Source organism: Pantoea sp. FN0307 (genome assembly GCF_050113815.1).
Classification (GTDB): Bacteria; Pseudomonadota; Gammaproteobacteria; order Enterobacterales; family Enterobacteriaceae; genus Mixta; species Mixta alhagi.
Genome location: NZ_JBNJSO010000001.1, coordinates 1,043,613 through 1,066,894 on the forward strand (window position 1 = coordinate 1,043,613; position 23,282 = coordinate 1,066,894).

Consider the following 23,282-nt stretch of genomic DNA (forward strand, 5'->3'; position numbering starts at 1 on the left):
GTGCTGTCATTAGTTACAACATACTTAAAGTTAATAGCAGTAGACTCCCTTTGCAGCACGGATAATTTGCCTGGCAGGTCGATTCTGGCCCCGTTTGCTGCAGCTTAAAGCTGTTTTCCGCCGCCAGTGGCAGGTAGAATGCTTGCCGTTTTCTCCTGCGCCGTGCGGTGCCCCATTGTTGAAGGAATAGACATGTCTCAACCTCAAAACCGTAATGACTCGCCTGTTCTGGTTGCGCTTGATTACGCTGACCGTAACCGTGCGCTGGCCTTCGTGGATGGTATCGATCCTGCCAGCTGCCGTTTAAAAGTGGGCAAAGAGATGTTCACGCTTTTCGGACCTCAGTTTGTCCGTGATTTGCATCAGCGTGGTTTTGAGGTTTTCCTCGATCTGAAATTCCATGATATTCCCAATACCGTTGCGCATGCGGTGGCCGCTGCTGCCGATCTGGGGGTGTGGATGGTTAACGTACACGCCAGCGGCGGGGCGCGTATGATGAAGGCCGCCCGTGAAGCATTGACCGCTTTTGGTAAGGATGCGCCTCTGCTGATTGCGGTAACGGTGCTGACCAGTATGGAAGCCGCCGATCTGCAGGATCTGGGCATCACGGCAACGCCGGCAGAATATGCCGCACGCCTGGCGCGTCTGACGCAACAGTGCGGGCTGGATGGCGTGGTCTGTTCGGCACATGAGGCCGCTGTCTTTAAGCAGCAGTTCGGCCAGGCGTTTAAACTGGTTACGCCAGGCATACGTCCTGCCGGCAGCGAGGCGGGCGATCAACGTCGTATTATGACGCCGCTTCAGGCACAGCAGGCGGGCGTTGACTATATGGTTATTGGACGCCCGATTACTCAGTCAGCCGATCCGGCAGCCACGCTACAGGCTATTCTGACTTCACTGCAGGAGGGAGCATGAGTAAAGATAATCCGCTGGTTTATTCCACTGACAGCGGCCGCATTACTCAGCCGGAAATCAAAGCCCCACGCCCTAAAGGCGACGGTATTGTCCGTATTCAGCGCCAAACCAGCGGACGTAAAGGCAAAGGGGTGTGCATTATCACCGGACTGGATCTGGATGATGCCGGGCTTAATAAGCTGGCGGCTGAGCTAAAGAAAAAGTGCGGCTGCGGCGGAGCAGCGAAAGAGGGCCTTATTGAGATTCAGGGCGACAAACGCGATGAATTAAAAAGCCTGCTGGAAGCGAAAGGATTCAAGGTGAAACTGGCTGGCGGATGAAAAAAACAAGGCCGTTCAATGAACGGCCTTGTCGTATGGGTAGATGCGCTGCGTAGCCTTGAATTATAATTATATTAAAGTTTAGTCGATCTGGTGACCAATAATCCCGCCGACAGCTGCGCCGCCGATAGTACCCAGGCCACTGCCGTTAGTCAGAACCGAGCCACCAATAGCGCCAGCGCCAGCACCGATTGCTGTGTTACGGTCGCGTTTAGACCAGTTGCTGCAGCCGGTTAAAGACAGGGCAACGACAACAGCCAGCACGGTAGCGGAAATGCGTTTTGCATTGTTAGTCATAATTACTTCTCCTTAATTGTTGCTCACAGAGGAACCCTTTTAAGTATAGTCGGGTTGCTCCGCGTCTCAGGTTCGCTGACCGTTTATTTTAGATCGGAACACATCCCTGTTTTGCCGTTGTTGCGGCAGAATCTGGTTGATTTCCGATCGTCTGTCTACGTCAGGAACAGCAATTGTACTTATTAAAAATAAGGGCGCTAATAATCACCCAGGGTTCAATTGCCTTGATTAATTATAGGCACTACCAAAAGTTACAACAGGTTAAAAACTCCTAATTCACTACCCAAAACCAGCTTATCAGCCAGATCGCGCTATCTAATCAGCCAGCGCTTCCATACCTTTACCGCGCCAGCCCAATAACAATAGTGCATTTACAAAAGGGTGGATGGAAAGATTATGCTGGAAGAACTCAAAGAGCAGGTACTTGAAGCCAATCTGGCGCTGCCTGAACACAATCTGGTGACCTTTACCTGGGGTAACGTCAGTGCTATCGATCGCGAGCGCGGTTTGCTGGTTATCAAACCCTCCGGCGTGAGTTACGACGCCATGAAGCGCGACGATATGGTGGTTGTGGCGCTGAAAACCGGAGAAGTTGTCGAAGGCGATAAGCGTCCCTCATCCGATACCGATACACATCGGGCACTCTACCTGGCCTGGCCAGATGTTGGCGGCATCGTGCATACGCACTCGCGTCACGCCACCATCTGGGCGCAGGCTGGACGCGATATCCCTGCCTGGGGCACCACGCACGCCGACGACTTTTATGGCCCGATTCCCTGTACGCGTATGATGACCGATGAAGAAATTGCGCACCGCTACGAATGGGAAACCGGGCAGGTGATTATCGAAACGCTGCGTGAGCGGGATATCGCCCCACTGGCCGTTCCTGCTGCGCTGGTACATTCCCACGGGCCTTTCGCCTGGGGCAAAAGTGCCAAAGATGCGGTTCACAGTGCGGTGGTGCTGGAGGAAGTGGCCTACATGGCATTGTTCAGTCAACAACTTACCCCAGACTTACCGGCAATGCAGCAGGCTTTGCTGGATAAACACTGGCTGCGCAAGCATGGCGCCAATGCCTATTACGGGCAAAAAGGTTGATGCCTCACGCAAATGCAAAATAAGCTTTCTATAAAATTGAAACGTAGTTTCAAAAATATCGAGAGGATCACTTTTTCCGCTGAATAATCACGGTATGTTGCTATCCATTGCCCCGATGGGCGTTGCAGGATGGTTCTGACATCTTGCTCAACAAGGGTGGAACGCAACATGCATATCAAAAGAGCTATCGATAAAATACCGGGCGGGATGATGCTGGTGCCCCTGTTCTTAGGGGCGCTTTGCCATACATTTGCGCCTGATTCAGGTAAGTACTTTGGATCGTTTACTAATGGATTGATGAGCGGAACCGTGCCGATTCTGGCCGTCTGGTTCTTCTGTATGGGCGCATCAATAAAATTAAGCGCTACCGGCACCGTGCTGCGTAAGTCGGGCACGCTGGTGGTAACAAAAATTGCTGTGGCCTGGGTTGTGGCGGCTATCGCCTCCCGCCTGATACCAGAAAATGGATTTGAAGTGGGAATGCTGGCCGGATTGTCAACGCTGGCACTGGTAGCAGCAATGGATATGACCAACGGCGGTCTCTACGCTTCTTTAATGCAGCAGTATGGTACTAAAGAAGAGGCGGGCGCCTTCGTACTGATGTCACTGGAATCGGGCCCGTTAATGACGATGGTGATTTTAGGCACCGCCGGGATCGCCTCGTTTGAGCCACATGTTTTTGTCGGTGCGGTGCTGCCATTCCTGGTTGGTTTTACCTTAGGGAACCTGGATCCTGAGCTGCGTGAATTTTTCGGCAAGGCGGTACAGACGCTGATTCCTTTCTTTGCCTTTGCACTGGGCAACACCATCAATCTGGCGGTTATCGCGCAGACCGGCCTGCTGGGCATCATGCTGGGCGTCGCGGTTATTATCGTTACCGGCATCCCATTGATTATTGCCGATCGTCTGATCGGCGGCGGAGACGGTACGGCCGGGGTGGCTGCCTCCAGTTCGGCAGGCGCGGCAGTAGCCACGCCGGTATTGATTGCTGAGATGGTGCCGCAGTTTAAACCGGTAGCGCCCGCAGCGACGGCGCTGGTCGCCACCTCGGTTATTGTGACCTCTCTGTTAGTGCCAATCATTACTGCAATTTATTCAAAACAGATAAAACGGCATCGCGCAGCCGCAGGCCAGCGCGCAGCAGTTAAGTAATTTATTGGCTAAAAATCAACCCCGCCACGGCGGGGTTTTTTTGTATTTTATCTTAAAAATCAGTCGCTCATTCAGTGTTGTCTCACTCTGCATTAGGCTGGTGTTGCGTTTAACGCATCAACTATACCGAGGATGAGACTATGTCATTACTAAACCAACCTACCTGCCGACTGTTTACTGAATCTGGACAGACCACTCAGCTGGATGCCTGGTATGAAGAAGAGCGGCGCACGATGTGGATGATGCTACGTGCGGAACCGCGGCCTTCCTTTAATCATGCGCTTATTGAAGAGATCATGAATCTCCGTTATGCCGCTCAGCGCTCTGGTTTACCCATTGATTTTTGGGTAACAGGGTCGCTGGTTCCGGCGATGTTTAACGCTGGCGGCGACCTGCAGTTTTTTGTGGAGTGCATAAAAAATAACAGACGCGAGGCGCTGCGTGCTTATGCGCGCGCCTGTGTGGATTGCATTCATGCCGCAGCGCAGGGATTCGATGTCGGTGCGGTGACTATCGCCATGGTTGAAGGCAGCGCTCTGGGCGGCGGTTTCGAGGCGGCGTTATCCCATCACTTTTTGCTGGCGCAAAATAATGCGCGTATGGGCTTCCCGGAAATTGCTTTTAACCTGTTTCCCGGCATGGGCGGCTATTCACTGGTGGCGCGCCGCGCCGGTATGAAACTGGCTGAGGAGCTGATTTGTGAAGGCGAGAGTCATACTGCCGAGTGGTTTGAAACGCGCGGTCTGGTTGATCGCCTGTTTCAGCAGGGGGAGGGCTATCGAGCTACGCGTACCTTTATCGATACGCTGCGGCCCAAACTCAACGGCGTCAAAGCGATGCTCAAAGCGCGTCAGCGCGTGCTTCAGCTCTCACGCGGCGAGCTGATGGATATCACAGAGGATTGGGTGGATTATGCCTTTACCATTGAGGAAAAAGATCTGGCTTATATGGAGCGCCTGGTTCAGCTGCAAAACCGCCTCAGTTCGCAGCTGCGTAAAGTAAGCTAACAGGATTCAGGGCTTGGCAGGACGCTGAGCAAGCCAATGCTCCAGTTTATCTGCGGGCATTGGCTTCGCATAATAGTAGCCCTGACGTTCTTCCACTTCGTTATTCAACAGAAACTCTTCTTCCTGCTGATTTTCAATGCCTTCTGCGATTACTCGCAGATTCAGCGCCTTAGCCACGGCAACGATCGCCCGCACCAGTGATTGGGCAATGGGCTGTTTATGAACATCACGAACGAAGCTTTGATCCAGTTTAATGGCATCGATTGGCACGCGCGCCAGCTGAGACAGTGATGAATAACCGGTGCCGAAATCGTCCAGATGCACCTCTGCGCCCAGCTCGCGGAACTTATGCATCAGGGCCAGCGTCTGCTGTTCATTTTCAATCAGACAGCTTTCCGTCAGCTCAATATCGATCGGGCTGGAGTTCATGCCGTTAAGCTGCAGAGCCTGTTTCAGGTCGTTGTAAATGCTCTGGTCGATCAGCTGACGCGCGGAGACGTTGACCGCCACGCGCAGATAAATCCCCTGACGACGCCAGGTCACAATTTGCTGTAGCACCGTCAGCATCACCCAACGGCCAAGTGGCACAATCAGGCCAGACTCCTCGGCATAAGAAATAAACTCATTGGGCGGGATCAGGCCGCGCTCTGGTGAAAGCCAGCGCACCAGCGCTTCGGCGCTCGTTACCGCATTACCTGCGCTGATTTTGGGCTGATAGTGAACAATCAGCTGCTGCTGCTCCAGCGCCTTACGCAGATTGGTATCCAGCCAGACATATTCAAAGACGCGCTGATTCATCTCAGCGGAAAAAACGCATGCCTGCCCGCGTCCGCTCTCTTTGGCGTGATACATCGCCGTATCGGCATTGCGTATCAGGCTTTCGCGATCTTCACCATGCTGCGGCGAAAGCGCGATGCCCAGCGAACAGCTGGTATACACTTCGATCAGGCCGATGCGGAAAGGCTGACGCAGGCGCGTAAGAATGCGTAACGCCATCGCTTCCAGCGCGGTCTGGGAGCTGTTTTCCGCCAGCACAATAAACTCATCGCCGCCGAGACGCCCCAGCGTTTGCTGTGGCTCCAGGCAGGTGAGCACCGCCAGCGCTACCGCCTGTAGCAGCTGATCGCCAAACATATGGCCGTAGGCGTCATTAACCTTTTTAAAATTATCCAGGTCCAGATAAACCACGCCAATCTGCTGCTGTTCGCGTTTTTCCAGCACTTCGCTGATGCGTTGATGGATGGCGTTACGATTAGGCAGGCCGGTAACGGTATCGGTGTTCGCCAGGATACGCAAACGCTCCTGCGCCCGACGTTCTTCGGTGATATCGGTGCCGGAACAGATCAGGAATATTTCGTTTTTACCGCTGCCGCTGTGAACAAATTTATTGCGAAACAGAAACAGGCGCTGGCCCTTACGTGTTTTCACCCAGCGCTCTACTTCATAAGAGCTGCCGTCGCGGAAAAAGCCAGTAATATTGCGGCGAGAGGCCACCGCCTCCTGGCGAGTCATAAACAACTGAAAGACATTACGGCCAATGACTTCCTGCTCTTTCAGGCCGGTGTATTCTTCACTGAGGCGGTTAAAGCGCTGAATATTGCCGTTTTGATCAAGGATGACAATTACCGAGTTGGCTTCTGAGACTACCTGCTCGGCAAAAGAAAGCCCCTGGGTCAAATCACGCGCCACGGAGGAGGTATCGCCCCATGCCGATGCGGTGCCAGCCCATTCTCCCTGATTGACTTTGCGTCCGACAAAATGCATCGGCAATTCTTCGCCACGCAAATTTACTACCATGTTTACGCTGGTTGTCACTACCGTCATGGCGCGCAGCAGCTGCGCCTGAGACGCCGTAAGCGGAACAGCCAGGCTCGTTTCCGCCAGTTCTTCCCGGGAAAGTTTTAGGGCATCACTGTCGGAGGTAAGCTGCCAGTAAGGGCTGCGGGTGCCAAACAACGTATAGAGTAATGTTTGACCCTGATCTTCAAGCATACAAACCATCCTGTTAAGCAGATCGCGTGACTATCATAAGTTTAGTAATACTTTATGACTGAATACATAAGCATTATGCATGCCAAAAGCGACTTTTTTCCGTAAAAATTAACATCTTCCGCGAATGATCGTTAAACAGGCGCCCGGGTATGGGCGCCTGAACGTTTGCTTTGTATGTTGATACTATCAGTCAACGGGAAGCCGTAATAGCTGCTGACAGTTTAACAAGGACATTTTCCCATTTTTCCACCTTTTGCCGGGAAACGCGCCTCCAGGCAATACCGATGAAATTCTTTTTCCGTCATCGGCACGGCGGCAGGATGCCGCTGTCGCATATGGCGCAAATAATTCTGATAATCCTGCACGCCAACCATCAGACGAAAACTTTGCGACAGCCGCAGCCAGAACAGCCGCCAACCCTGAGGCGGCGGTGTATCTGAGGAAGCCAGCGGACGGCAGCGTTGAATTTTCGCCATTTGACGTCGCGCGGGGGCAGCGCGAAGCAACTCAGACATGACGAACCTCCTTACGCAGCATCGGCTCAGTTTCATGCGTGGTAGGACGCTCGCTTTTCAACGCGCGGCGGATCACGAAAAAGGCGGAAATCAGCATGGTTACCGCGACCAGCATAAAGAAAGCGCACAGGGCGGCGTTGATCTGATTGCTGAGCACAATGGTTTGCATATCCGCAACGCTTTTTGCCGGGGCGATAACGGTGCCGTTATCAATAGCCGTACTGAATTTTTTCGCCTGTGCAAGAAAGCCGATAGCAGGTTTTTCATGAAAAATTTTCTGCCAGCCCGCCGTCATTGAGGTGATAAATAACCAGATGGTCGGCAAAATTGTTACCCAGGCATAGCGCTGCTTTTTCATTTTAAACAGCACCACGGTGCCGAGGATCAGCGCCATTGAGGCCAGCATCTGGTTGCCGATGCCAAACAGCGGCCACAGGGTGTTGATACCGCCTAACGGATCCACCACACCCTGATACACAAAAAAGCCCCAGCCCGCGACCGCGACCGTGGTGCCCGCCATATTGCCCAGCCAGGAGCGGTTATTGGCTAAGCCCGGGATCAGCGTACCCGCCAGGTCCTGTACCATAAAGCGACAGGCGCGCGTCCCGGCATCTACCGCAGTAAGGATAAACAGCGCTTCGAACAGAATGGCAAAGTGATACCAGAACGCCATCATGGCGCGACTGTTAAAGACGTCGGTAATAATATGTGCCATGCCGACAGCAAAGGTTGGCGCGCCGCCAGCCCGCGACAGCACCGAAGTCTCGCCTACGTCACGGGCGATGGCGGTCAGCATTTCTGGCGTTACCACAAACCCCCAACCGTTAATGACCTGCGAGGCACTCTCTACCGTGGTACCGATCAGCGCCGCCGGAGAGTTCATCGCGAAATAGACACCCGGATCAATCACCGAGGCGCAGATCAGCGCCATGATCGCCACGAATGATTCCATCAGCATCGCGCCGTAGCCGATAAAGCGGATATGACTTTCACGCTCGACCAGCTTCGGCGTAGTACCGCTGGAGACCAGCGCATGGAAGCCGGAAATTGCGCCACAGGCGATAGTAATAAACAGGAAAGGAAACAACGCGCCGGAGAACACCGGGCCGCTGCCGTCAATAAAGCGCGAAATAGCCGGCATTTTCATTTCAGGCATGGCGAATAAAATTCCCACGGCCAGGCCGACAATAACGCCAATTTTCAGGAAGGTTGAGAGATAGTCACGCGGAGCCAGCAGCAGCCACACCGGCAGCACCGAGGCGATAAAACCATAGCCCACCAGCACCCAGGTTAGCGTGGTGCCTTTCAGGGTAAAGAAGGGGCCCCAGTAAGGATGTTGCGCAATATCGCCCCCGTAAATAATCGCTGCCATCATCAGTACAAAACCGATAAGCGACACTTCGGCGATTTTGCCAGGGCGCAGAAAGCGCATCCAGATCCCCATCAGCAGGGCGATAGGAATGGTCGCGGCGATGGTAAACAGGCCCCACGGGCTGTCAGCCAGCGCTTTTACCACCACCAGCGCCAGCGCCGACAGGATAATAATCATCACGCCCAGCGCGCCGAGCATGGTAATCACGCCGGCAAACGCACCCAGTTCCTGACGTGCCATCTCACCCAGCGAACGACCATCGCGTCGCGTAGAGATAAATAGCACCAGGAAATCCTGCACCGCGCCCGCCAGCATCACGCCCACCAGGATCCAGATGGTGCCGGGCAGGAAACCCATTTGCGCCGCCAGGATCGGGCCAACCAACGGGCCAGCGCCGGCGATAGCAGCAAAGTGGTGACCGAACAGCACCCATTTATTGGTGGGCACATAGTCGAGACCGTCGTTGTAGCGTTCGGCGGGCGTGATGCGGCTATCGTTAAGTTCAAAGATATTCCTGGCGATAAACAGGCTGTAAAAGCGATAGGCAATGCTGTAGCAGGCGACGGCTGCCACCACCAGCCAGACGGCGTTAACCGGCTCGCCACGGTTAATCGCCAGCATGGCGAAGGCAAATGCGCCAATCAACGCCACGGCTAACCAGATCAAACCGGTTTTGACGTTTCTCATGACTAACTCCTTGCTGAATCCAGAGGGAAGGAAAATGGGTAAGCAAGGTAAAAATAATTTAAAGTTTTGTTAGAGAAAGGAAAATTTAAGAGAAGTGTGAGGCGGCAGGCGTTTTAGTTGTGAAAGACAAGCGGACAGATTATTAATATCAGAGGCAGTTAATAAAACGGGGCGGCGTGATACCGCCCCGTTAATGGCACTATCAGGCAGCAGGACGCGCCACGATATTACGTGTTTCCATGCGAACTTCAGCAATGGTGACTTCAATCACATCGGTAACGCGATAGATCACTTCGCCTTTGATCTGTACCGTGCCGTTTTCCTGGCTGCACACCAGTTCATCACGCACCGCATGGATAAAAGGTGCCGGGATAAAGGCCACTGCACCGTTATCCAGCAGGCGTACGCGCATACCGCCACGAGAAACATCAATGATTTCTGCGCTGAAGCGGGTATCGGTACCGGCCGCTTTGTTCAGGAAGCGGGCATACAGCCAGTCGCCCACGTCGCGTTCCGCCATACGGTTCAAACGACGACGCTCGCCCATTTTCAGCGTCACGTCATCATTCGGGCGTGACGCGCTTTCACCACGCACGATCGCTTTTAGCAGACGATGGTTAACCATATCGCCATACTTACGAATCGGGGAGGTCCAGGTGGCATACGCTTCCAGGCCAAGACCAAAGTGTGGGCCTGGCTCGGTGCTGATTTCAGCAAAGGACTGGAAACGACGGATACGACTATCAAGGAACTGAGTCGGCTGCGCATCCAGCTCGCGCCGCAGCTGAATAAATCCTTCCAGCGTCGCCATTGCAGCGGCATCAGCGGTCACGCCGTGATTAGCCAGTACGGCAGCGGCCTGCTCGGCATTCGTGACATCAAAGCCCAGATGCACGTTATAGATGCCGAAGCCAAGCTTATCGCGCAGCACCATGGCCGCACAGATATTGGCGGCGATCATCGCCTCTTCAACAATGCGGTTAGCGATACGGCGCGGCTCGGCAATAATGTCCAGCACTTCGCCTTTCTCGCCCAGCAGGAAGCGGTAATCCGGGCGATCCTTAAACACCAGCGCATGTTGCTGACGCCATTCTACACGGGAGAGGCAAACACGATGCAGTAAACGAATCTGCTGAGCGATCGCTTCGTTGCCTGGCTGCCATTCGCCTTTGTTTTCCAGCCAGTCAGAGACCTCGTCATACACCAGCTTGGCTTTAGATTCGACCCAGGCGGCAAAGAATACGATGTCAGAGAGCGAGCCGTCCTGACCAACGGTAACGCGGCAGGCCAGCGCCGGACGACGCTCATTCGGGCGCAGCGAGCAGACATTATCAGAGAGCTCGCGCGGCAGCATCGGGATATTGAAGCCCGGCAGATAATTAGTAAAAGCACGCTCGGCGGCGATAGCATCCAGCTTGCTGCCAGCAGGCACATAAGCAGTGGGATCGGCGATGGCGATGGTCAGGCGCAGCGCATTATCCGCCAGCTCTTCAACATACAACGCATCATCCATATCTTCGGTGCTGGCGCTGTCAATCGTCACGAAATTCAGCGCAGTTAAATCTTCACGCTCCAGCTTTTCATCCAGCATGTCGCTGAACGTTTCTGCCGGGGCTTCACGCTCAAGATTATGGCGTGACAGTGTCACCCACCACGGCGCCAGATGGTCGTCGCCGGTGGTAATAAATTCAGTGAGTTCAGCATAAAAGCCACGGTCGCCTTTCAGCGGATGGCGGCGCATTTCCGCCACGGCCCAGTCACCGGCCTGAAAGTCATGTTGCAGGCTGCGTACCGGGCGGCAGGGAATGGCATCTTTAATCAGAGGATGATCGGGAACAATAGAAAGGCGGTCATCTTTTTTCTGCACCCGGCCAACAAAGCGCGTCAGGAACGGCTCAACCAGCGTTTCCGGTTCGGCAATTTCACGATCTTTATCGGTTTGTACCGCAGCGATGACGCGGTCGCCGGCCATCACTTTTTTCATCTGCGGCGGCGGAATAAAGTAGCTTTTCTGCGCGTCTACTTCTAAGAAACCGAAACCTTTCTCGGTGCCTTTTACCACCCCTTCCACACGCGGTGTCTGGGCGTGGAGCTTCTCTTTAAGCTGCGCAAGCAGCGGATTATCCTGGAACATAGTTGAATTCAGTTTCGTGGCCTAAGAGCGGCAGACAGTTTTACGCGATTCGCTGGCGCCCGGCAAGGTGTAATAAACGTAAAAAGCCGGAAGGATCCGGCTTTTTACACAGGCTTACAGGCTATCAGGCAATACGCTGCGTGACCACGTCGGCTGACAAAGAAATTTTTACCGGCACCGATTTTGACGTCGGCGTGCCGCTGCCGTCACCAAAACTGGAGAGGGGCACCAGCGGGTTGGTTTCCGGATAATAGGCGGCAAGGTTTCCACGTGGAATATTGTAAGGCACCAGCTTAAAGCCGTTGACCCGACGGGTAATACCGTCGTTCCACAGCGTTTCAATATCCACGTTTTGCCCGGCTTCATAACCCAGTTCGCGCATATCTTCCGGGTTAATGAACAGCACTTCACGCTGACCATAAACGCCACGATAACGGTCATCAAGACCATAAATGGTGGTGTTGTACTGATCGTGTGAGCGCAGCGACTGCAGCGTAAACGGCACTTTCACATCGCCCAGCTGTGGGAACAGCGAGGTGGGCAGGGCTGCCGCGCTAAAGTGCGCTTTACCGCCAGGCGTATTAAAGCGCAGCTCGGCTGCGGCGTTGCCTAAATAGAAGCCGCCAGGCTGCTCGCACTTCTGATTAAAGTCGGCAAAACCGGGAATAGTGGCAGCAATATGATCGCGGATTTTATTGTAATCTGCCGCCAGCGCCAGCCAGTCAACCCTGGCGTTGCCAAGCACTGCATTTGCAATGCCCGCGACGATAGCGGTTTCTGAACGCTGCGTCTCAGCCAGCGGTTTGCCCACGCCTTCAGACGCGTGCACCATACTGAATGAATCTTCCACGGTAATAAACTGTGAGCCGGTGGCCTGCATATCTTGTTCAGTACGACCCAGCGTTGGCAGAATCAGGCTCTCCTGACCCGGCACCAGATGGCTACGGTTCAGTTTGGTACTGATATGTACCGTCAGACCGCAGCGCTGCATCGCTTCTTCCGTGCGCGGGCTATCCGGTGCGGCAGCGGCAAGGTTGCCGCCCAGCGCGATCAGCACTTTGATCTCATCGCGCAGCATCGCTTCCAGCGCCTGTACTGTGTTATGACCAGGCTCGCGCGGCGGCTCAAAGCCAAAATGCTGCGCCATTGCATCCAGGAAGGCCTGAGTTGGTTTCTCATCAATGCCCATGGTGCGGTTGCCCTGCACATTGCTGTGACCGCGCACCGGACAGAGACCAGCACCTTTTTTGCCCAGCTGGCCAAACAGCAGCTGCAGGTTAACGATTTCACGTACCGTATCCACAGAGTGCTTATGTTGGGTGATGCCCATCGCCCAGGTACAGATAACGCGGTCGGCGCTCTGGTAAATCGCTGCTGCTTCACGCAGCTGCTGCTCGCTCAGGCCAGACTGCTGTTCAATCTTTTCCCAACTGGTGGCATCTACCGCTGCCAGGTAATCTTCCACGCCCTGCGTAGCCGCATTGATAAAGGCTTCGTCAAACAGGCCTTTTTCACCTGCGGCGATACGGGCACGGTGAGTTTCCGCCAGCGCTTTAACCATACCGCGTACCGCAGCCATATCACCGCCAAGATTTGGCTGATAATAGGTGGAGCTGATGGTGCCCGCTTTTGATGTCACCACTTCCAGCGGCTTTTGCGGATCGGCAAAGCGCTCAAGACCGCGCTCGCGTAGGGTATTAAAGGTTACGATTTTGGCACCGCGATCGGCGGCATGGCGCAGGCTGTGCAGCATACGCGGATGGTTGGTGCCCGGGTTCTGGCCAAAGACAAAAATGGCGTCCGCATGATCGAAATCATCCAGGCGAATTGTGCCTTTACCCACGCCGATGCTACGCTTCAGGCCGCTGCCGCTCGCTTCATGACACATATTGGAGCAATCAGGGAAGTTATTGGTGCCCACCATGCGGCCAAACAGCTGATAAAGCCAGGAGGCTTCATTGCTGGCGCGGCCTGAGGTGTAAAGCTCCATCTGATTGGGATTGTCCATGGCGTGAATATGCTGAGCAATCAGCGAGAACGCATTTTCCCAACTGATCGGTTCATAGCGATCGGTCAGGCGGTTATAGCGCAGCGGCTCGGTCAGACGCCCCTGATACTCCAGAAAATAGTCACTCTGCTGGTAAAGCGTGCTGACGCTGTGCGTGGCAAAAAATTCAGCGTCGACAAAGCGGCGCGTAGCTTCCCACGTCACCGCTTTCGCGCCGTTCTCACAGAAACTAAAGGTGCTTTTGTTATCGTCGCCCCAGGCACAGCCCGGGCAGTCAAAACCTTTGGCTTTGTTCATACGCATCAGGTTGCGCATGTTTTTCAGTGCTTGTTTGCTGTCAATAACGAAACGGGTGGTGGCTTCAAGTGAGCCCCAGCCGCCCGCTGCGGCCTGATATGGCTTAATTTGTGATTTGAATTTCATGATTCATGCAGGCTTATTGTGTTTATGAATTGTTAAGCATTTATTGCTTCTTTTGCCGGGAAGTCTGCTGCGGGTTAAATATTTTGTCTAATTGATTGACTTAATGGTGTGATAGTTTTCATTTATCGTGCCGGGCAGAAATGTGAGTTTGCTCAAAATTTATCCGCCACCTGCCGCCGCCGGTGCGGTGCTTATCGCCTGACTGACTAATACTGAAACTTTCTGACCTGCAACAGAGGCGGTTTATGAAAGATTTTACCAGTAAGGTTCATGCGTTCGGCAAAGCATTGATGATGCCTATTTCAGTAATAGCCGCAGCCGGTATTTTTCTTGGCGTTGCGGCGGCAATGCAAAACCCCGCGATCACCGGCGATGCTTTCGCCAATATGCACACGCCTCAGCTTATTATCGGTTTTATTCGCAAAGTCGCGGGCGCGCTGTTTGCCAACCTGCCGATATTTTTCGCCGTCGCCAGCGCCATTGGCCTGGCAAAAGCAGAAAAGCCCACGGCGGCCTTCGCATCGGTGATTGGATTCATCGCTATGCATGTGGGGATCAGCGCCACGCTGGCGGCCAGAGGGCTGACGGCACAAACCACCACGCCGGAAGCACTGCAGCAGGCCGGAATGGATCAAACCACAGCCATGATGACCTCAGCGGAATATATCGAAATGCTGGGCATATTTACCTTTAACATGAGCGTGCTGGGCGGCGTAATTGCCGGTCTGCTGACGGTTATGCTGCATAATCGTTTTTATACCCAGCAGCTGCCGACGGCGATCAGCTTTTTTGGCGGACGACGCTTTGTTCCGATTGTAACCGTAGTGGTATTGCCGCTGGTGGGCGTGCTGCTGGCGATGATTTGGCCTGGCATTGGCGCAGGCATCGCCTGGGTGGGTGAATTTATTGGCAAGAGCGGTCAGTATGGCGCGTTTCTGCTGGGCACCTGTGAACGGCTGCTGATCCCAACCGGCCTGCATCATATCCTCAACGAAACCGTGCGCTTTACGCCGATTGGCGGTATCGCTACCGTAGATAATCAGACCATTGTTGGCGCACTGAACATTTTCAACACTTCGCTAACTCATCCGGGCACCATTTCTGACGAGACCGTGCGTGAGGCGACGCAGTTCCTGGCGCAGGGCAAGATCCCGGTAATGATGTTTGGCCTGCCGGCGGCGGCGCTGGCGATATACCATACCGCACGCCCGGAGCATAAACAGCGCGTTAAAGCGCTGGTGCTGGCCGGGGCATTGACCTCCTTTACTACCGGCATTACCGAACCGCTGGAGTTCTGTTTTATCTTTGTTTCGCCGGTGCTCTATATCATGCATGCGCTGTTAACCGGCCTCTCGTTTATGTTGATGTCGATGCTGCATCTGATGATTGGCAACGTGCAGGGCGGGGCTATCGATCTGGTGGTATTTGGCATTCTCGGTGGTGGAAAAACCCATTGGTGGTGGGCGCTGGTACTGGGGGCAATTTATGCGCCGCTTTATTACTATGGTTTCAAATTTGTCATCAAACGCATGAATGTGGAAACCCCTGGGCGTGAATCAGAAGAGCAGGAAGCACCGGCACAGGTCGTTAGCGCCAACGAGCGGACCAAAACGATCATCAGCGGGCTGGGCGGCGAAGGGAATATTGAAGAGGTTGACTGCTGTTTTACCCGTCTGCGCGTGCGGGTGAAAGATATGAAAGAGGTGGTCGATCAAACCCTGATGACCACCGGTGCCAACGGCGTCAATCGGGTCAGCGATCATGACGTACAGGTGATTTACGGCCCGCAGGTAGAAAAAATTGCTAACGAAGTGAAAACCGCATTAGGCGTAGCCTAAAACAGCGATTTCAGGACACTGTCAGGCATAACCTGTACTTTAGGGGAGTAGAATCATAAGGTAATTTTATAAATAATGGCAGCGTCTACTCGAGAACGGTTCGCCCGGTTTTTTTAAAACCAACCAAATACTGCTTGCAGCTCTAAATATGCGTCCGTAAGCGGGTAGGCAGCCATAGCAATACTGTCACACCAGGGAAACACCCCACTGCAAGCCTTAAGCGCTTCAGTAATTATATAAATAAAATTAATCGTAAGCGAAAGGCTGCCTGTGGGCGGCCTTTTATTTTTGTCGCGTCACGGTCAGCAGAAGGCAAGTCCGGCACAGCAAGGCAGTGAGCCATATCCTCGCCTATACTCAGTTAACGTATCCGCGTGAATGTTAATGGAGGAACCAATGTCAGAACGCCCCGATCATAACAAGCCTTACCCGGACGAGCACGAACATCATGGCTTACCTGAAGATGCTCCTCATGCGCCTAACCCCTATGAAGAAGACGATCTTGGCGCTAACGGCGCGCCGGACGAGCAGGGTGAGCTCCCGCGTAAACGCGATGACAGTACCGATGATAAAGAAGACCCTTACGATACCGACGGCAAACATTAACGCTGTCTGAGTAACGCATCCTAACCCTGGCACCCTGCGTGTCAGGGTTTTCTTTTTTGTCCCGCCCAGCCATTTTCCCCTGCTGACAGGTTTTTTAATAGCTTAAACCGTTAGTCACGCCACAGAAAAGCGATTCACTCTGTATTTTTATTTTTATCTGCCGATAACTCATTAGAGCAAACGCATAAGCGTTAACGTTGCCGGGTGTAGCCGTGCCCTCGTGACGCCTGATAAATATCGCATTGTGAGCTTACGCCAGCCACAATAATAACCAGAGGTAAAAATGGATAACTTCCAGAAAGATATTGATGAGAGAGCGAATCTCGCCTTATCTAATAAATTTGAACTGTTATTATTTCGGCTGGGGTCTTCTCTGGAAGGCGAAAAAGCTGAGCTGTTTGGCATTAACGTATTTAAGCTGCGTGAAATTGTCCCGATGCCTACCATTACCAAAGCGGCAGGCATGCAATCTCCTCTGCTGGGCATGGCCAACATCCGCGAGCAAATCATTCCCGTCATCGATCTGGCGGCCGTTGCTGGCTGTAAACCGGCGACCGGACTTAATCTGCTGCTGGTAACGGAATATGCCCGCAGTACGCAGGCTTTTGCCGTCGAGTCGGTTGATAATATCGTGCGTCTCGACTGGAGCCAGGTGCATACCGCTGAATCTGGCGTGAGCAGCCGCAATATCACCAGTATCGCCTGTCTGGATAATGATGATCAGACTACCAGCCTCGCCATGGTGCTGGACGTTGAACAGATCCTTTATGACATCGTGCCTTCAGTACGCGACGCCGCGCCGAAAGAAATCACACAGCGTACCTTCAAATTCAAGCCGGGCGCGGTAGTTATCGTGGCGGAAGATTCAAAAGTAGCGCGTACCATGCTGGAACACGGGCTGCAAACCATGGGCATCCCGGCGATTATGCACAACACCGGTCTGGAAGCCTGGGAGAAAATCAAGGCGATTGCGCGTGAAGCGCAGGCGGCAGGGCAGCATATCAGCGAGCGCATCGCGATGGTGCTGACCGATCTGGAGATGCCGGAGATGGATGGTTTTACTTTGACGCGTAATATCAAACGCGACGAGACCCTGAAAAAAATTCCGGTAGTGATTCACTCTTCACTTTCTGGCAGCGCCAATGAAGAACATGTGCGTAAAGTCGGAGCCGATGGCTATGTGGCTAAATTTGAAATCAACGAGCTTTCCGAGGCGATTCAGGCGGCGCTGGAAAAAGTAGCTGGCTAAGATAACCTGGCTGTCGTGTCGTTCACTCTACCCGGCAGCCCTTAACCCTCCCGGAGTTTTGCACTAAAGGTCAATATAACAGCCCGTTAAGATAAAATTGAATCGCCACGGATAATCCAGACACTTCCGAGCCGTTGATAACATTGGTTTTCGTATTCAGCTGGTGGCATCTGATTGCTCGTACCATGCCGACGCTTACTGTTATAAAACATTTCGATGTAATCAAAAACATCGCTGCAAGCTTCTTCCCGCGTTCCGTAGATCTTTTTCTTTATCCGTTCGCGTTTCAGTCGCTGGAAAAAGCTTTCCGCAACTGCGTTGTCGTGGCAGTTACCGCGGCGACTCATGCTACCTTCCAGACCGTGTGATTTCAGGAACGATTGCCACTCATGGGCACCTCTCTTTTAAGTCTTCTTAAATGACTCTGAGGTTTCTGTTAAATCCGTGGCGATTTACACCTTGATGATCCAGATATTTATGAAAAAGGCACTTATACTTTGGTAGATGGTTCTAAGGTGTATTTTAATGAAAAGACTTTACGCGTAATAGTTCTTGATAAAGACAGGATGTTTGTATCAGGCTGGGCATTAAACCCTGAAGCAACTAAACAATATGAAAATTATATCAAAACGGGGATTTTAAGATGAGTCAGGAACTTTTACAGTTTGCTAAAGAGTTTGTTAATGGGAAGATGACTGCCGATGCTTTCGCGGACCCTTATCAAGAAAAGTGGAAATCCGAGCGTGATAACAGCTTGTTAGCAAAAGACCCTGCAGAACTCAATGAGAAACTATCTGCGTTATTCTGCCTTGCCGATCAGTACAATCCTGAACAAGACCGGCATTACTCAGAGTTTGATGCAGATGAATTAAAAAAACGAGTAAGTGAACTACTTAAATGACCACATAAAACCGCCTCCGGTCGGTTTTTTATTGAAGTCGTATACAAATCCTCGCCGATTCAGGGTGAATTTTAATCTTTTTTTGATGGCGAATAAGCATTGAAAGCTTTAGATGGGCTGAGTGAACTAATAGCGTTTTCCTGTACTTTATGTACTCACACATCATGCCCTCTGACTTCGAAAAATTTAGAAATTGCTCACAGTTATCTTTACGCACCATAGGTGTTTCAAAAAAAAATGCAGTCGCAACCCTCGGCAAGAAGTTGCCTCAAAAGCTTGCGCAAACAAATAAAAATCCGAGAAGCTACCATATTACCGACTGGGCACTGCGATGGCCTCATGTGAAGAGTGCTTTTATTGCCGATTTTTTCTTACAACAAACATCCCTTGGCGCGAAATGTGAAATTTAACCCAAGCAAGGCGAGCTACAGCCAGAAGCGCACCTGTCCATAAAGCGAGCAAATAGTAATCCATCAAGACCTTTCCCTCCTCTGTTACTTAAAGTAACGGCAGGAAGAAAAAGAACTTTAAAATGAGGTGCAAATTAAACTGATGCAATAGACGTCTTATCATTTTTTGTACTGAAAGTTACATTCACTGAGTTAAATTTTCATCATAAACACAATCACTCATCGGACGGTGGTCTTGCGATTGCTTGGGGTTAAGTGCACCCACTTGATGAAATAATTCTAATGAATTAAGATTGTTCCTCTTTTCAATCAGGAAGATTGCTCAATGTTTGGTTTTGATAAATTAATTACCCCAAGAATCATAAGCACGCTTTACATCATCACTGTGGCGCTGTTAGCGATTTCGGCTGTGTTAACCTTCTTCACTAGCGGTTTCAGCGCTGCGGGACTTATCCTTTTGATTATGGCGGTTTTTGCGAGAATATTTTTTGAATGCATTATGGTTTCATTCAAGAATAATGAATACCTTCGCCGCATAGCAGAAGCACTTGAAAAAAATTGATTTGAAATGAACCGCCTTCGGGCGGTTTTTTATTGGAGCTAACATGGCTGACACCTACCGCATTACAGTAACCATTAAATCAGGCGAAACGCATGAAGGCCTGATGAATGAATCGCCACGGATAATCCAGACACTTCCGAGCCGTTGATAATATTCGTTTTCATATTCTGTCGGCGACATCTGATCGCTCGAACCATGCCGACGCTTACTGTTATAAAACATTTCGATGTAATCAAAAATATCGCTGCGGGCTTCTTTCCGCGTTCCGTAGATCTTTTTCTTTATCCGTTCGCGTTTCAGTAGCTGGAAAAAGCTTTCTGCAACCGCGTTATCGTGACAGTTACCGCGGCGACTCATGCTACCTTCCAGACCGTGTGATTTCAGGAACGATTGCCACTCATGGCTTGTATACTGACTGCCCTGGTCCGAGTGAACCAGCACCTGTCTTTGGGGATTATGCCGCCATACAGCCATGCATGCTTCTGACTTACCCATCCTCTTTTAGCACAAAGAGCGCTCTCCGCCTCGCGCTACGACACCTCTCTCAGAAGCGAATGGTTAGTATGCTAAGATAATCCCTCCATAAAGGCACCATCGTCACCTCTGCTCGAGTGATAACCCGTCAGTGAGGCATGGTAAAATTTAAATTAGTACACCTGTTAGTACATAACTTTCAAACGCCAAGATTTTACCAATCCTAACTCATTGAATTATAATAATTATGGATATAAAACAATTAATTTATCTTTGCAATCTGGAGCGTGAGCGCCATTTTGGGCGTGCGGCGGAGGCCAGCTTTGTTAGCCAGCCAACGCTGTCGATGCGGCTAAAAAACCTGGAGCGTGAGCTAGGCTTGTCGTTGATCAACCGCAGCAATAACTTCGATGGGTTTACCGCAGAAGGTGAAAGGGTACTGGCCTGGGCGCGGGAAATCGTGTCGGTTTATCAGGGGCTTAAACTCGAAGTAGAGTCGCTCAAGCATGGCGTAAATGGCACATTGCGCATCGGCGTGGTGCCTCAGTGCAGCGTATCGCTGCCGCTGCTGTTGAAAATGGTCAGCGATCGCTATCCGCAACTTGATTATCGCGTCGCGGTGCTCAGCGCCGATCAGCTGCTTGAGGCGCTGAACAGCCATACCGTGGATGTGGGTATCGGTTTTTTTGAGCTGGCAACGCTGCGTGAACTGCACTTCCAGGCGGAATCCTTAACGGATAACGGCGTAGAGCTGGTGTATCATCCGGCGCATTTTCCGCAGCTGGACAATTATCACAGTCTGCGCCTGGAAGATATTGCCGCGCTGCCGCTCTGCCTGGCAGAGCCTACGCGCTATTTCCGGCGCTACCTGGACGCCAGCTTTCGCGAGGCTGGCTTAACCCAACGCGTGATCCTGGAAAGCACCTCAATTTTTCAGCTGCTGCAGGGTGTGCAGGTGGGGTTAGGCTGCCTGATTTCACCGGTGGGACATTTGCTGCCTGATATGAATCCGGATCTGCATAGCCGTCCGCTGGCCATTGCGCCTATGGCGCGCCATGCTGCGGTGGTGGTTGCAGAGCCCGGGCGCGCCACACCGCTGGCGCAGCACTTTTTCGATGAAGTGCGGCGTATCCTGAGCGCAGGCTAATATCCGCCCAGCGCCTGCAGTAGCCGGTTATTCCAGTTTGCCAGCGCAACCCGCTGCATCAGACAAAACAGTTGCTGATGCGTGATTCCCTGGGCCAGCAGCGGCTGCAAATGCGCGGCGCTAAGGCGATCCGGCGCGCGCGTCAGCTGTGCGGCCAGCTGGATCACGGCATGAGGTAACGGCTCGCGGCGGCTGGCGGTCAGCGCATCATCAATCCCGCGTTGCAGTTCAGACAAAAAGCGCCCCTGATACCTTTCAAAGCATAAGGCACTGCCGTTAATACGTGCAGCAACCGCCTGCGCCAGCGCTTCTTCCTGCGTTGCCGAAGGCAGTGAGCTTTGCAGTCTGCTCCAGGCGTGCAGAGTACCGGCATCATGTGCCGCCAGCCAAACCATGTGGGTTAGTTCAGGCAATGCCTGGGCTGCCTCAATCGCCGCCAGCTGCTGCTCGCTGGCATAGCGCCGCTCCAGCGGCGGCAGGCGAAGACGGTATTCCTTTGGCGATGAAAAGCCGTGCCATGAGGCATCAATGCATTCATTCAGGCCGGGCAGCCAGCACACCGGCATGCCGAGTAGCGCCTGTAATCCTGCTACTACGCGTGCCTGATAGCTGACAAACCCCACAGTCTGGCTCAGGCTGATAATATCCGGCGTGCTTAAACCAACATCATCCAGCCGTTGTAGCGCAGTGGTGTCGATAACTGCCGGCTGGCTGGCCAGCTGGCGCGCATACTGTGTCAGCTGGGTCAGACGATTGTTGCTTTCCCGTGAAGAGTCGGGACCGGGCAGCGGATTGAGTCGCGCCGCATAATGATTGCACAAGCGCTGAATGCCGGTAACCTGGGCTGCGGTCAACGCAATCGCCAGTCGGTCGTACAGTGTGAGCGTATGCGTGAGCGTCGGCGTGAGGTCGTCCGGAAACAGCTGGTGGCTGAGCGCCTGTCCCGCTTGCAGCACCGGACGAAAAGTATGAAAGAGCGGCGTCAGGATCGATGCATGTTGCTGGAGTCCCAGCAGGAAACGATCCTCAATATCTGCGGCTTCAGGATAAAGCGGGGGCGTCTGCTCAGCGCGCGCGCTGGCCTGCGTTTCATGATACCAGTGGCTGTTGCCGGAATAACGGCGTGGTTCCATGATCATTCCTTTCACAAGTTAGCCAACCCGGCGGCATAAAATACTGTAAAACCGGGTCGGAACGGCATGGCTATCCTGCAACAAGGGCTGCGCAGCGGCAAAGAATGTTCGGTGATAACAAATAGCGGAAAGCTATAAGGTTAATCAGAAAGGAAGTACGAAAAGAGAAGGGCGAGACAGACGCCTCGCCCGAAGATACTTATTTCAGTTCCAGCTCGTTCATGGCAGCGATGCTGAAGCCGCCGTCAACGTGAACGATTTCACCGGTGATACCGCCCGCCAGATCGGAGCAAAGGAAGGCTGCAGAATTACCCACATCTTCAATGGTCACGGTACGGCGAATCGGCGTAACCGCTTCGCAGTGAGCCAGCATTTTACGGAAATCTTTAATGCCGGACGCGGCCAGCGTACGAATCGGACCCGCAGAAACGGCATTAACGCGCACGCCTTCCGGCCCCATAGCGTTAGCCATGTAGCGTACGTTTGCTTCCAGAGAAGCTTTCGCCAGACCCATAACGTTATAGTTCGGGATAGCGCGCTCTGCGCCCAGGTAAGAAAGCGTCAGCAAAGCTGAGTTTGGGTTCAGCATCGCACGGCACTCTTTCGCCATCGCAACAAAGCTGTAAGCGCTGATGTCGTGTGCAATTTTGAAACCTTCACGGGTAACGGCGTTCACATAGTCGCCATCCAGCTGATCGCCCGGGGCGAAGCCGATAGAGTGAACGAAACCGTCAAATTTAGGCCAGGTTTTTGCCAGTTCAGTAAACAGCGCTGTGATGCTCTCATCTTCAGCAACGTCACAGGGCAGAACGATTTCGGAGCCGAGATCTTTAGCGAACTCTTCAACACGGCCTTTCAGTTTATCGTTCTGATAGGTGAAAGCCAGTTCTGCGCCCTGCTTGTGCATCGCCTGTGCAATACCGTAGGCGATGGAGAGTTTACTGGCAACGCCAGTAATCAGAATGCGCTTACCGGAAAGAAAACCCATAGCTGTAATCCTTATGGTCATTGTTGTTGGCGGCTGCTTAGCTCAAAAAATGCG

19 protein-coding genes and 2 pseudogenes are annotated in these 23,282 nt (G+C 52.7%); 11 read left to right on the top strand and 10 right to left on the bottom strand.

All coding sequences use genetic code 11. From position 1 onward, the window contains the following. Window positions 1-192 precede the first annotated feature (192 nt). Window positions 193-915 (top strand): orotidine-5'-phosphate decarboxylase, encoded by a 723-nt coding sequence (pyrF, locus tag ACQE3Z_RS04935; RefSeq protein WP_426972446.1) that lies wholly within the window; start codon window positions 193-195, stop codon window positions 913-915. Beyond that, entirely contained in the window at window positions 912-1,235 is a 324-nt protein-coding gene (yciH, locus tag ACQE3Z_RS04940; RefSeq protein ID WP_250650043.1) for a stress response translation initiation inhibitor YciH, read from the top strand. Before pyrF ends, yciH begins: the two co-directional genes overlap by 4 nt. A gap of 81 nt (window positions 1,236-1,316) precedes the next feature. Here yciH and osmB read toward each other — a convergent pair whose 3' ends face one another. Continuing rightward, the gene (gene osmB / locus ACQE3Z_RS04945) at window positions 1,317-1,532 is read right to left on the bottom strand and encodes an osmotically-inducible lipoprotein OsmB (protein ID WP_103058444.1); all 216 of its coding nucleotides are present in this window, start codon (window positions 1,530-1,532) and stop codon (window positions 1,317-1,319) included. A 396-nt stretch (window positions 1,533-1,928) separates the two neighbouring features. Here osmB and araD point away from each other — a divergent pair, with 396 nt between their 5' ends. From araD to ACQE3Z_RS04960, 3 genes are all read left to right on the top strand, one after another. Beyond that, window positions 1,929-2,630 (top strand): L-ribulose-5-phosphate 4-epimerase, encoded by a 702-nt coding sequence (gene araD, locus ACQE3Z_RS04950; protein WP_426972448.1) that lies wholly within the window; start codon window positions 1,929-1,931, stop codon window positions 2,628-2,630. 168 nt (window positions 2,631-2,798) lie between these two features. After that, window positions 2,799-3,782 (top strand): 2-keto-3-deoxygluconate transporter, encoded by a 984-nt coding sequence (kdgT, locus tag ACQE3Z_RS04955; RefSeq protein WP_426972450.1) that lies wholly within the window; start codon window positions 2,799-2,801, stop codon window positions 3,780-3,782. A 140-nt stretch (window positions 3,783-3,922) separates the two neighbouring features. Next, complete coding sequence (locus ACQE3Z_RS04960) at window positions 3,923-4,789, top strand: crotonase/enoyl-CoA hydratase family protein (RefSeq protein WP_426972452.1); 867 nt, start codon at window positions 3,923-3,925, stop codon at window positions 4,787-4,789. Window positions 4,790-4,795: 6 nt separating this feature from the next. Here ACQE3Z_RS04960 and pdeR read toward each other — a convergent pair whose 3' ends face one another. The 5 genes from pdeR to ACQE3Z_RS04985 all read right to left on the bottom strand — a co-directional run bounded on the left by pdeR (window position 4,796) and on the right by ACQE3Z_RS04985 (window position 13,920). Then, window positions 4,796-6,781, bottom strand: a complete 1,986-nt coding sequence (gene pdeR / locus ACQE3Z_RS04965) for a cyclic di-GMP phosphodiesterase (RefSeq protein WP_250650040.1) — start codon at window positions 6,779-6,781, stop codon at window positions 4,796-4,798. A 221-nt stretch (window positions 6,782-7,002) separates the two neighbouring features. After that, window positions 7,003-7,296 carry a YbdD/YjiX family protein gene (locus ACQE3Z_RS04970; RefSeq protein ID WP_426972453.1) on the bottom strand — a complete coding sequence of 98 codons (294 nt, stop codon included), beginning with the start codon at window positions 7,294-7,296 and terminating at the stop codon, window positions 7,003-7,005. Further along, window positions 7,289-9,355, bottom strand: coding sequence for a carbon starvation CstA family protein (locus ACQE3Z_RS04975; RefSeq protein ID WP_426972455.1), 2,067 nt, complete (start codon window positions 9,353-9,355; stop codon window positions 7,289-7,291). Before ACQE3Z_RS04975 ends, ACQE3Z_RS04970 begins: the two co-directional genes overlap by 8 nt. A gap of 202 nt (window positions 9,356-9,557) precedes the next feature. Continuing rightward, window positions 9,558-11,489 carry an exoribonuclease II gene (locus tag ACQE3Z_RS04980; protein WP_426972457.1) on the bottom strand — a complete coding sequence of 644 codons (1,932 nt, stop codon included), beginning with the start codon at window positions 11,487-11,489 and terminating at the stop codon, window positions 9,558-9,560. A 124-nt stretch (window positions 11,490-11,613) separates the two neighbouring features. Continuing rightward, on the bottom strand, window positions 11,614-13,920 hold the full coding sequence (locus tag ACQE3Z_RS04985; protein ID WP_250650037.1) for an FdhF/YdeP family oxidoreductase: 2,307 nt from the start codon (window positions 13,918-13,920) through the stop codon (window positions 11,614-11,616). 245 nt (window positions 13,921-14,165) lie between these two features. Here ACQE3Z_RS04985 and ACQE3Z_RS04990 point away from each other — a divergent pair, with 245 nt between their 5' ends. From ACQE3Z_RS04990 to ACQE3Z_RS05000, 3 genes are all read left to right on the top strand, one after another. Further along, window positions 14,166-15,758, top strand: a complete 1,593-nt coding sequence (locus ACQE3Z_RS04990; protein ID WP_426972459.1) for a PTS transporter subunit EIIC — start codon at window positions 14,166-14,168, stop codon at window positions 15,756-15,758. 396 nt (window positions 15,759-16,154) lie between these two features. Then, window positions 16,155-16,364, top strand: a complete 210-nt coding sequence (locus ACQE3Z_RS04995) for a hypothetical protein (protein WP_426972461.1) — start codon at window positions 16,155-16,157, stop codon at window positions 16,362-16,364. 283 nt (window positions 16,365-16,647) lie between these two features. Further along, a complete protein-coding gene (locus tag ACQE3Z_RS05000) occupies window positions 16,648-17,613 on the top strand; it encodes a chemotaxis protein (RefSeq protein WP_426972462.1) in 966 nt (321 codons plus the stop codon). 86 nt (window positions 17,614-17,699) lie between these two features. Here ACQE3Z_RS05000 and ACQE3Z_RS05005 read toward each other — a convergent pair. Beyond that, window positions 17,700-18,002: pseudogene (locus tag ACQE3Z_RS05005) on the bottom strand (IS3 family transposase); the annotation flags it as partial. 254 nt (window positions 18,003-18,256) lie between these two features. On the opposite strand from ACQE3Z_RS05005, the gene ACQE3Z_RS05010 reads away from it, so the two are divergent. Beyond that, on the top strand, window positions 18,257-18,514 hold the full coding sequence (locus tag ACQE3Z_RS05010) for a colicin immunity domain-containing protein (RefSeq protein WP_426972464.1): 258 nt from the start codon (window positions 18,257-18,259) through the stop codon (window positions 18,512-18,514). Window positions 18,515-19,249: 735 nt separating this feature from the next. Next, entirely contained in the window at window positions 19,250-19,486 is a 237-nt protein-coding gene (locus ACQE3Z_RS05015; protein WP_426972465.1) for a DUF4282 domain-containing protein, read from the top strand. Between the two features lie 129 nt (window positions 19,487-19,615). On the opposite strand, the pseudogene ACQE3Z_RS05020 reads toward ACQE3Z_RS05015, so the two are convergent. Beyond that, window positions 19,616-19,960, bottom strand: a pseudogene (locus ACQE3Z_RS05020) (IS3 family transposase); the annotation flags it as partial. Window positions 19,961-20,207: 247 nt separating this feature from the next. Here ACQE3Z_RS05020 and ACQE3Z_RS05025 point away from each other — a divergent pair. Beyond that, window positions 20,208-21,107: a LysR family transcriptional regulator gene (locus ACQE3Z_RS05025; RefSeq protein ID WP_085071626.1), complete on the top strand. Its 900-nt coding sequence runs from the start codon at window positions 20,208-20,210 to the stop codon at window positions 21,105-21,107. Here ACQE3Z_RS05025 and ACQE3Z_RS05030 read toward each other — a convergent pair. Both ACQE3Z_RS05030 and fabI read right to left on the bottom strand, forming a co-directional pair. Next, window positions 21,104-22,240, bottom strand: a complete 1,137-nt coding sequence (locus tag ACQE3Z_RS05030) for a CMD domain-containing protein (protein ID WP_426972466.1) — start codon at window positions 22,238-22,240, stop codon at window positions 21,104-21,106. The genes ACQE3Z_RS05025 and ACQE3Z_RS05030 overlap by 4 nt on opposite strands. Window positions 22,241-22,439: 199 nt before the next feature. Further along, window positions 22,440-23,228 carry an enoyl-ACP reductase FabI gene (gene fabI, locus ACQE3Z_RS05035; RefSeq protein WP_085071628.1) on the bottom strand — a complete coding sequence of 263 codons (789 nt, stop codon included), beginning with the start codon at window positions 23,226-23,228 and terminating at the stop codon, window positions 22,440-22,442. Window positions 23,229-23,282 lie beyond the last annotated feature (54 nt).

Excerpts from the sequence above, each read along its gene's own strand:
- pyrF (WP_426972446.1), top strand. The coding sequence starts at position 193 with ATGTCTCAACCTCAAAACCGTAATGACTCGCCTGTTCTGGTTGCGCTT.
- yciH (WP_250650043.1), top strand. The coding sequence starts at position 912 with ATGAGTAAAGATAATCCGCTGGTTTATTCCACTGACAGCGGCCGCATT.
- osmB (WP_103058444.1), bottom strand. The coding sequence starts at position 1,532 with ATGACTAACAATGCAAAACGCATTTCCGCTACCGTGCTGGCTGTTGTC.
- araD (WP_426972448.1), top strand. The coding sequence starts at position 1,929 with ATGCTGGAAGAACTCAAAGAGCAGGTACTTGAAGCCAATCTGGCGCTG.
- kdgT (WP_426972450.1), top strand. The coding sequence starts at position 2,799 with ATGCATATCAAAAGAGCTATCGATAAAATACCGGGCGGGATGATGCTG.
- ACQE3Z_RS04960 (WP_426972452.1), top strand. The coding sequence starts at position 3,923 with ATGTCATTACTAAACCAACCTACCTGCCGACTGTTTACTGAATCTGGA.
- pdeR (WP_250650040.1), bottom strand. The coding sequence starts at position 6,781 with ATGCTTGAAGATCAGGGTCAAACATTACTCTATACGTTGTTTGGCACC.
- ACQE3Z_RS04970 (WP_426972453.1), bottom strand. The coding sequence starts at position 7,296 with ATGTCTGAGTTGCTTCGCGCTGCCCCCGCGCGACGTCAAATGGCGAAA.
- ACQE3Z_RS04975 (WP_426972455.1), bottom strand. The coding sequence starts at position 9,355 with ATGAGAAACGTCAAAACCGGTTTGATCTGGTTAGCCGTGGCGTTGATT.
- ACQE3Z_RS04980 (WP_426972457.1), bottom strand. The coding sequence starts at position 11,489 with ATGTTCCAGGATAATCCGCTGCTTGCGCAGCTTAAAGAGAAGCTCCAC.
- ACQE3Z_RS04985 (WP_250650037.1), bottom strand. The coding sequence starts at position 13,920 with ATGAAATTCAAATCACAAATTAAGCCATATCAGGCCGCAGCGGGCGGC.
- ACQE3Z_RS04990 (WP_426972459.1), top strand. The coding sequence starts at position 14,166 with ATGAAAGATTTTACCAGTAAGGTTCATGCGTTCGGCAAAGCATTGATG.
- ACQE3Z_RS04995 (WP_426972461.1), top strand. The coding sequence starts at position 16,155 with ATGTCAGAACGCCCCGATCATAACAAGCCTTACCCGGACGAGCACGAA.
- ACQE3Z_RS05000 (WP_426972462.1), top strand. The coding sequence starts at position 16,648 with ATGGATAACTTCCAGAAAGATATTGATGAGAGAGCGAATCTCGCCTTA.
- ACQE3Z_RS05010 (WP_426972464.1), top strand. The coding sequence starts at position 18,257 with ATGAGTCAGGAACTTTTACAGTTTGCTAAAGAGTTTGTTAATGGGAAG.
- ACQE3Z_RS05015 (WP_426972465.1), top strand. The coding sequence starts at position 19,250 with ATGTTTGGTTTTGATAAATTAATTACCCCAAGAATCATAAGCACGCTT.
- ACQE3Z_RS05025 (WP_085071626.1), top strand. The coding sequence starts at position 20,208 with ATGGATATAAAACAATTAATTTATCTTTGCAATCTGGAGCGTGAGCGC.
- ACQE3Z_RS05030 (WP_426972466.1), bottom strand. The coding sequence starts at position 22,240 with ATGGAACCACGCCGTTATTCCGGCAACAGCCACTGGTATCATGAAACG.
- fabI (WP_085071628.1), bottom strand. The coding sequence starts at position 23,228 with ATGGGTTTTCTTTCCGGTAAGCGCATTCTGATTACTGGCGTTGCCAGT.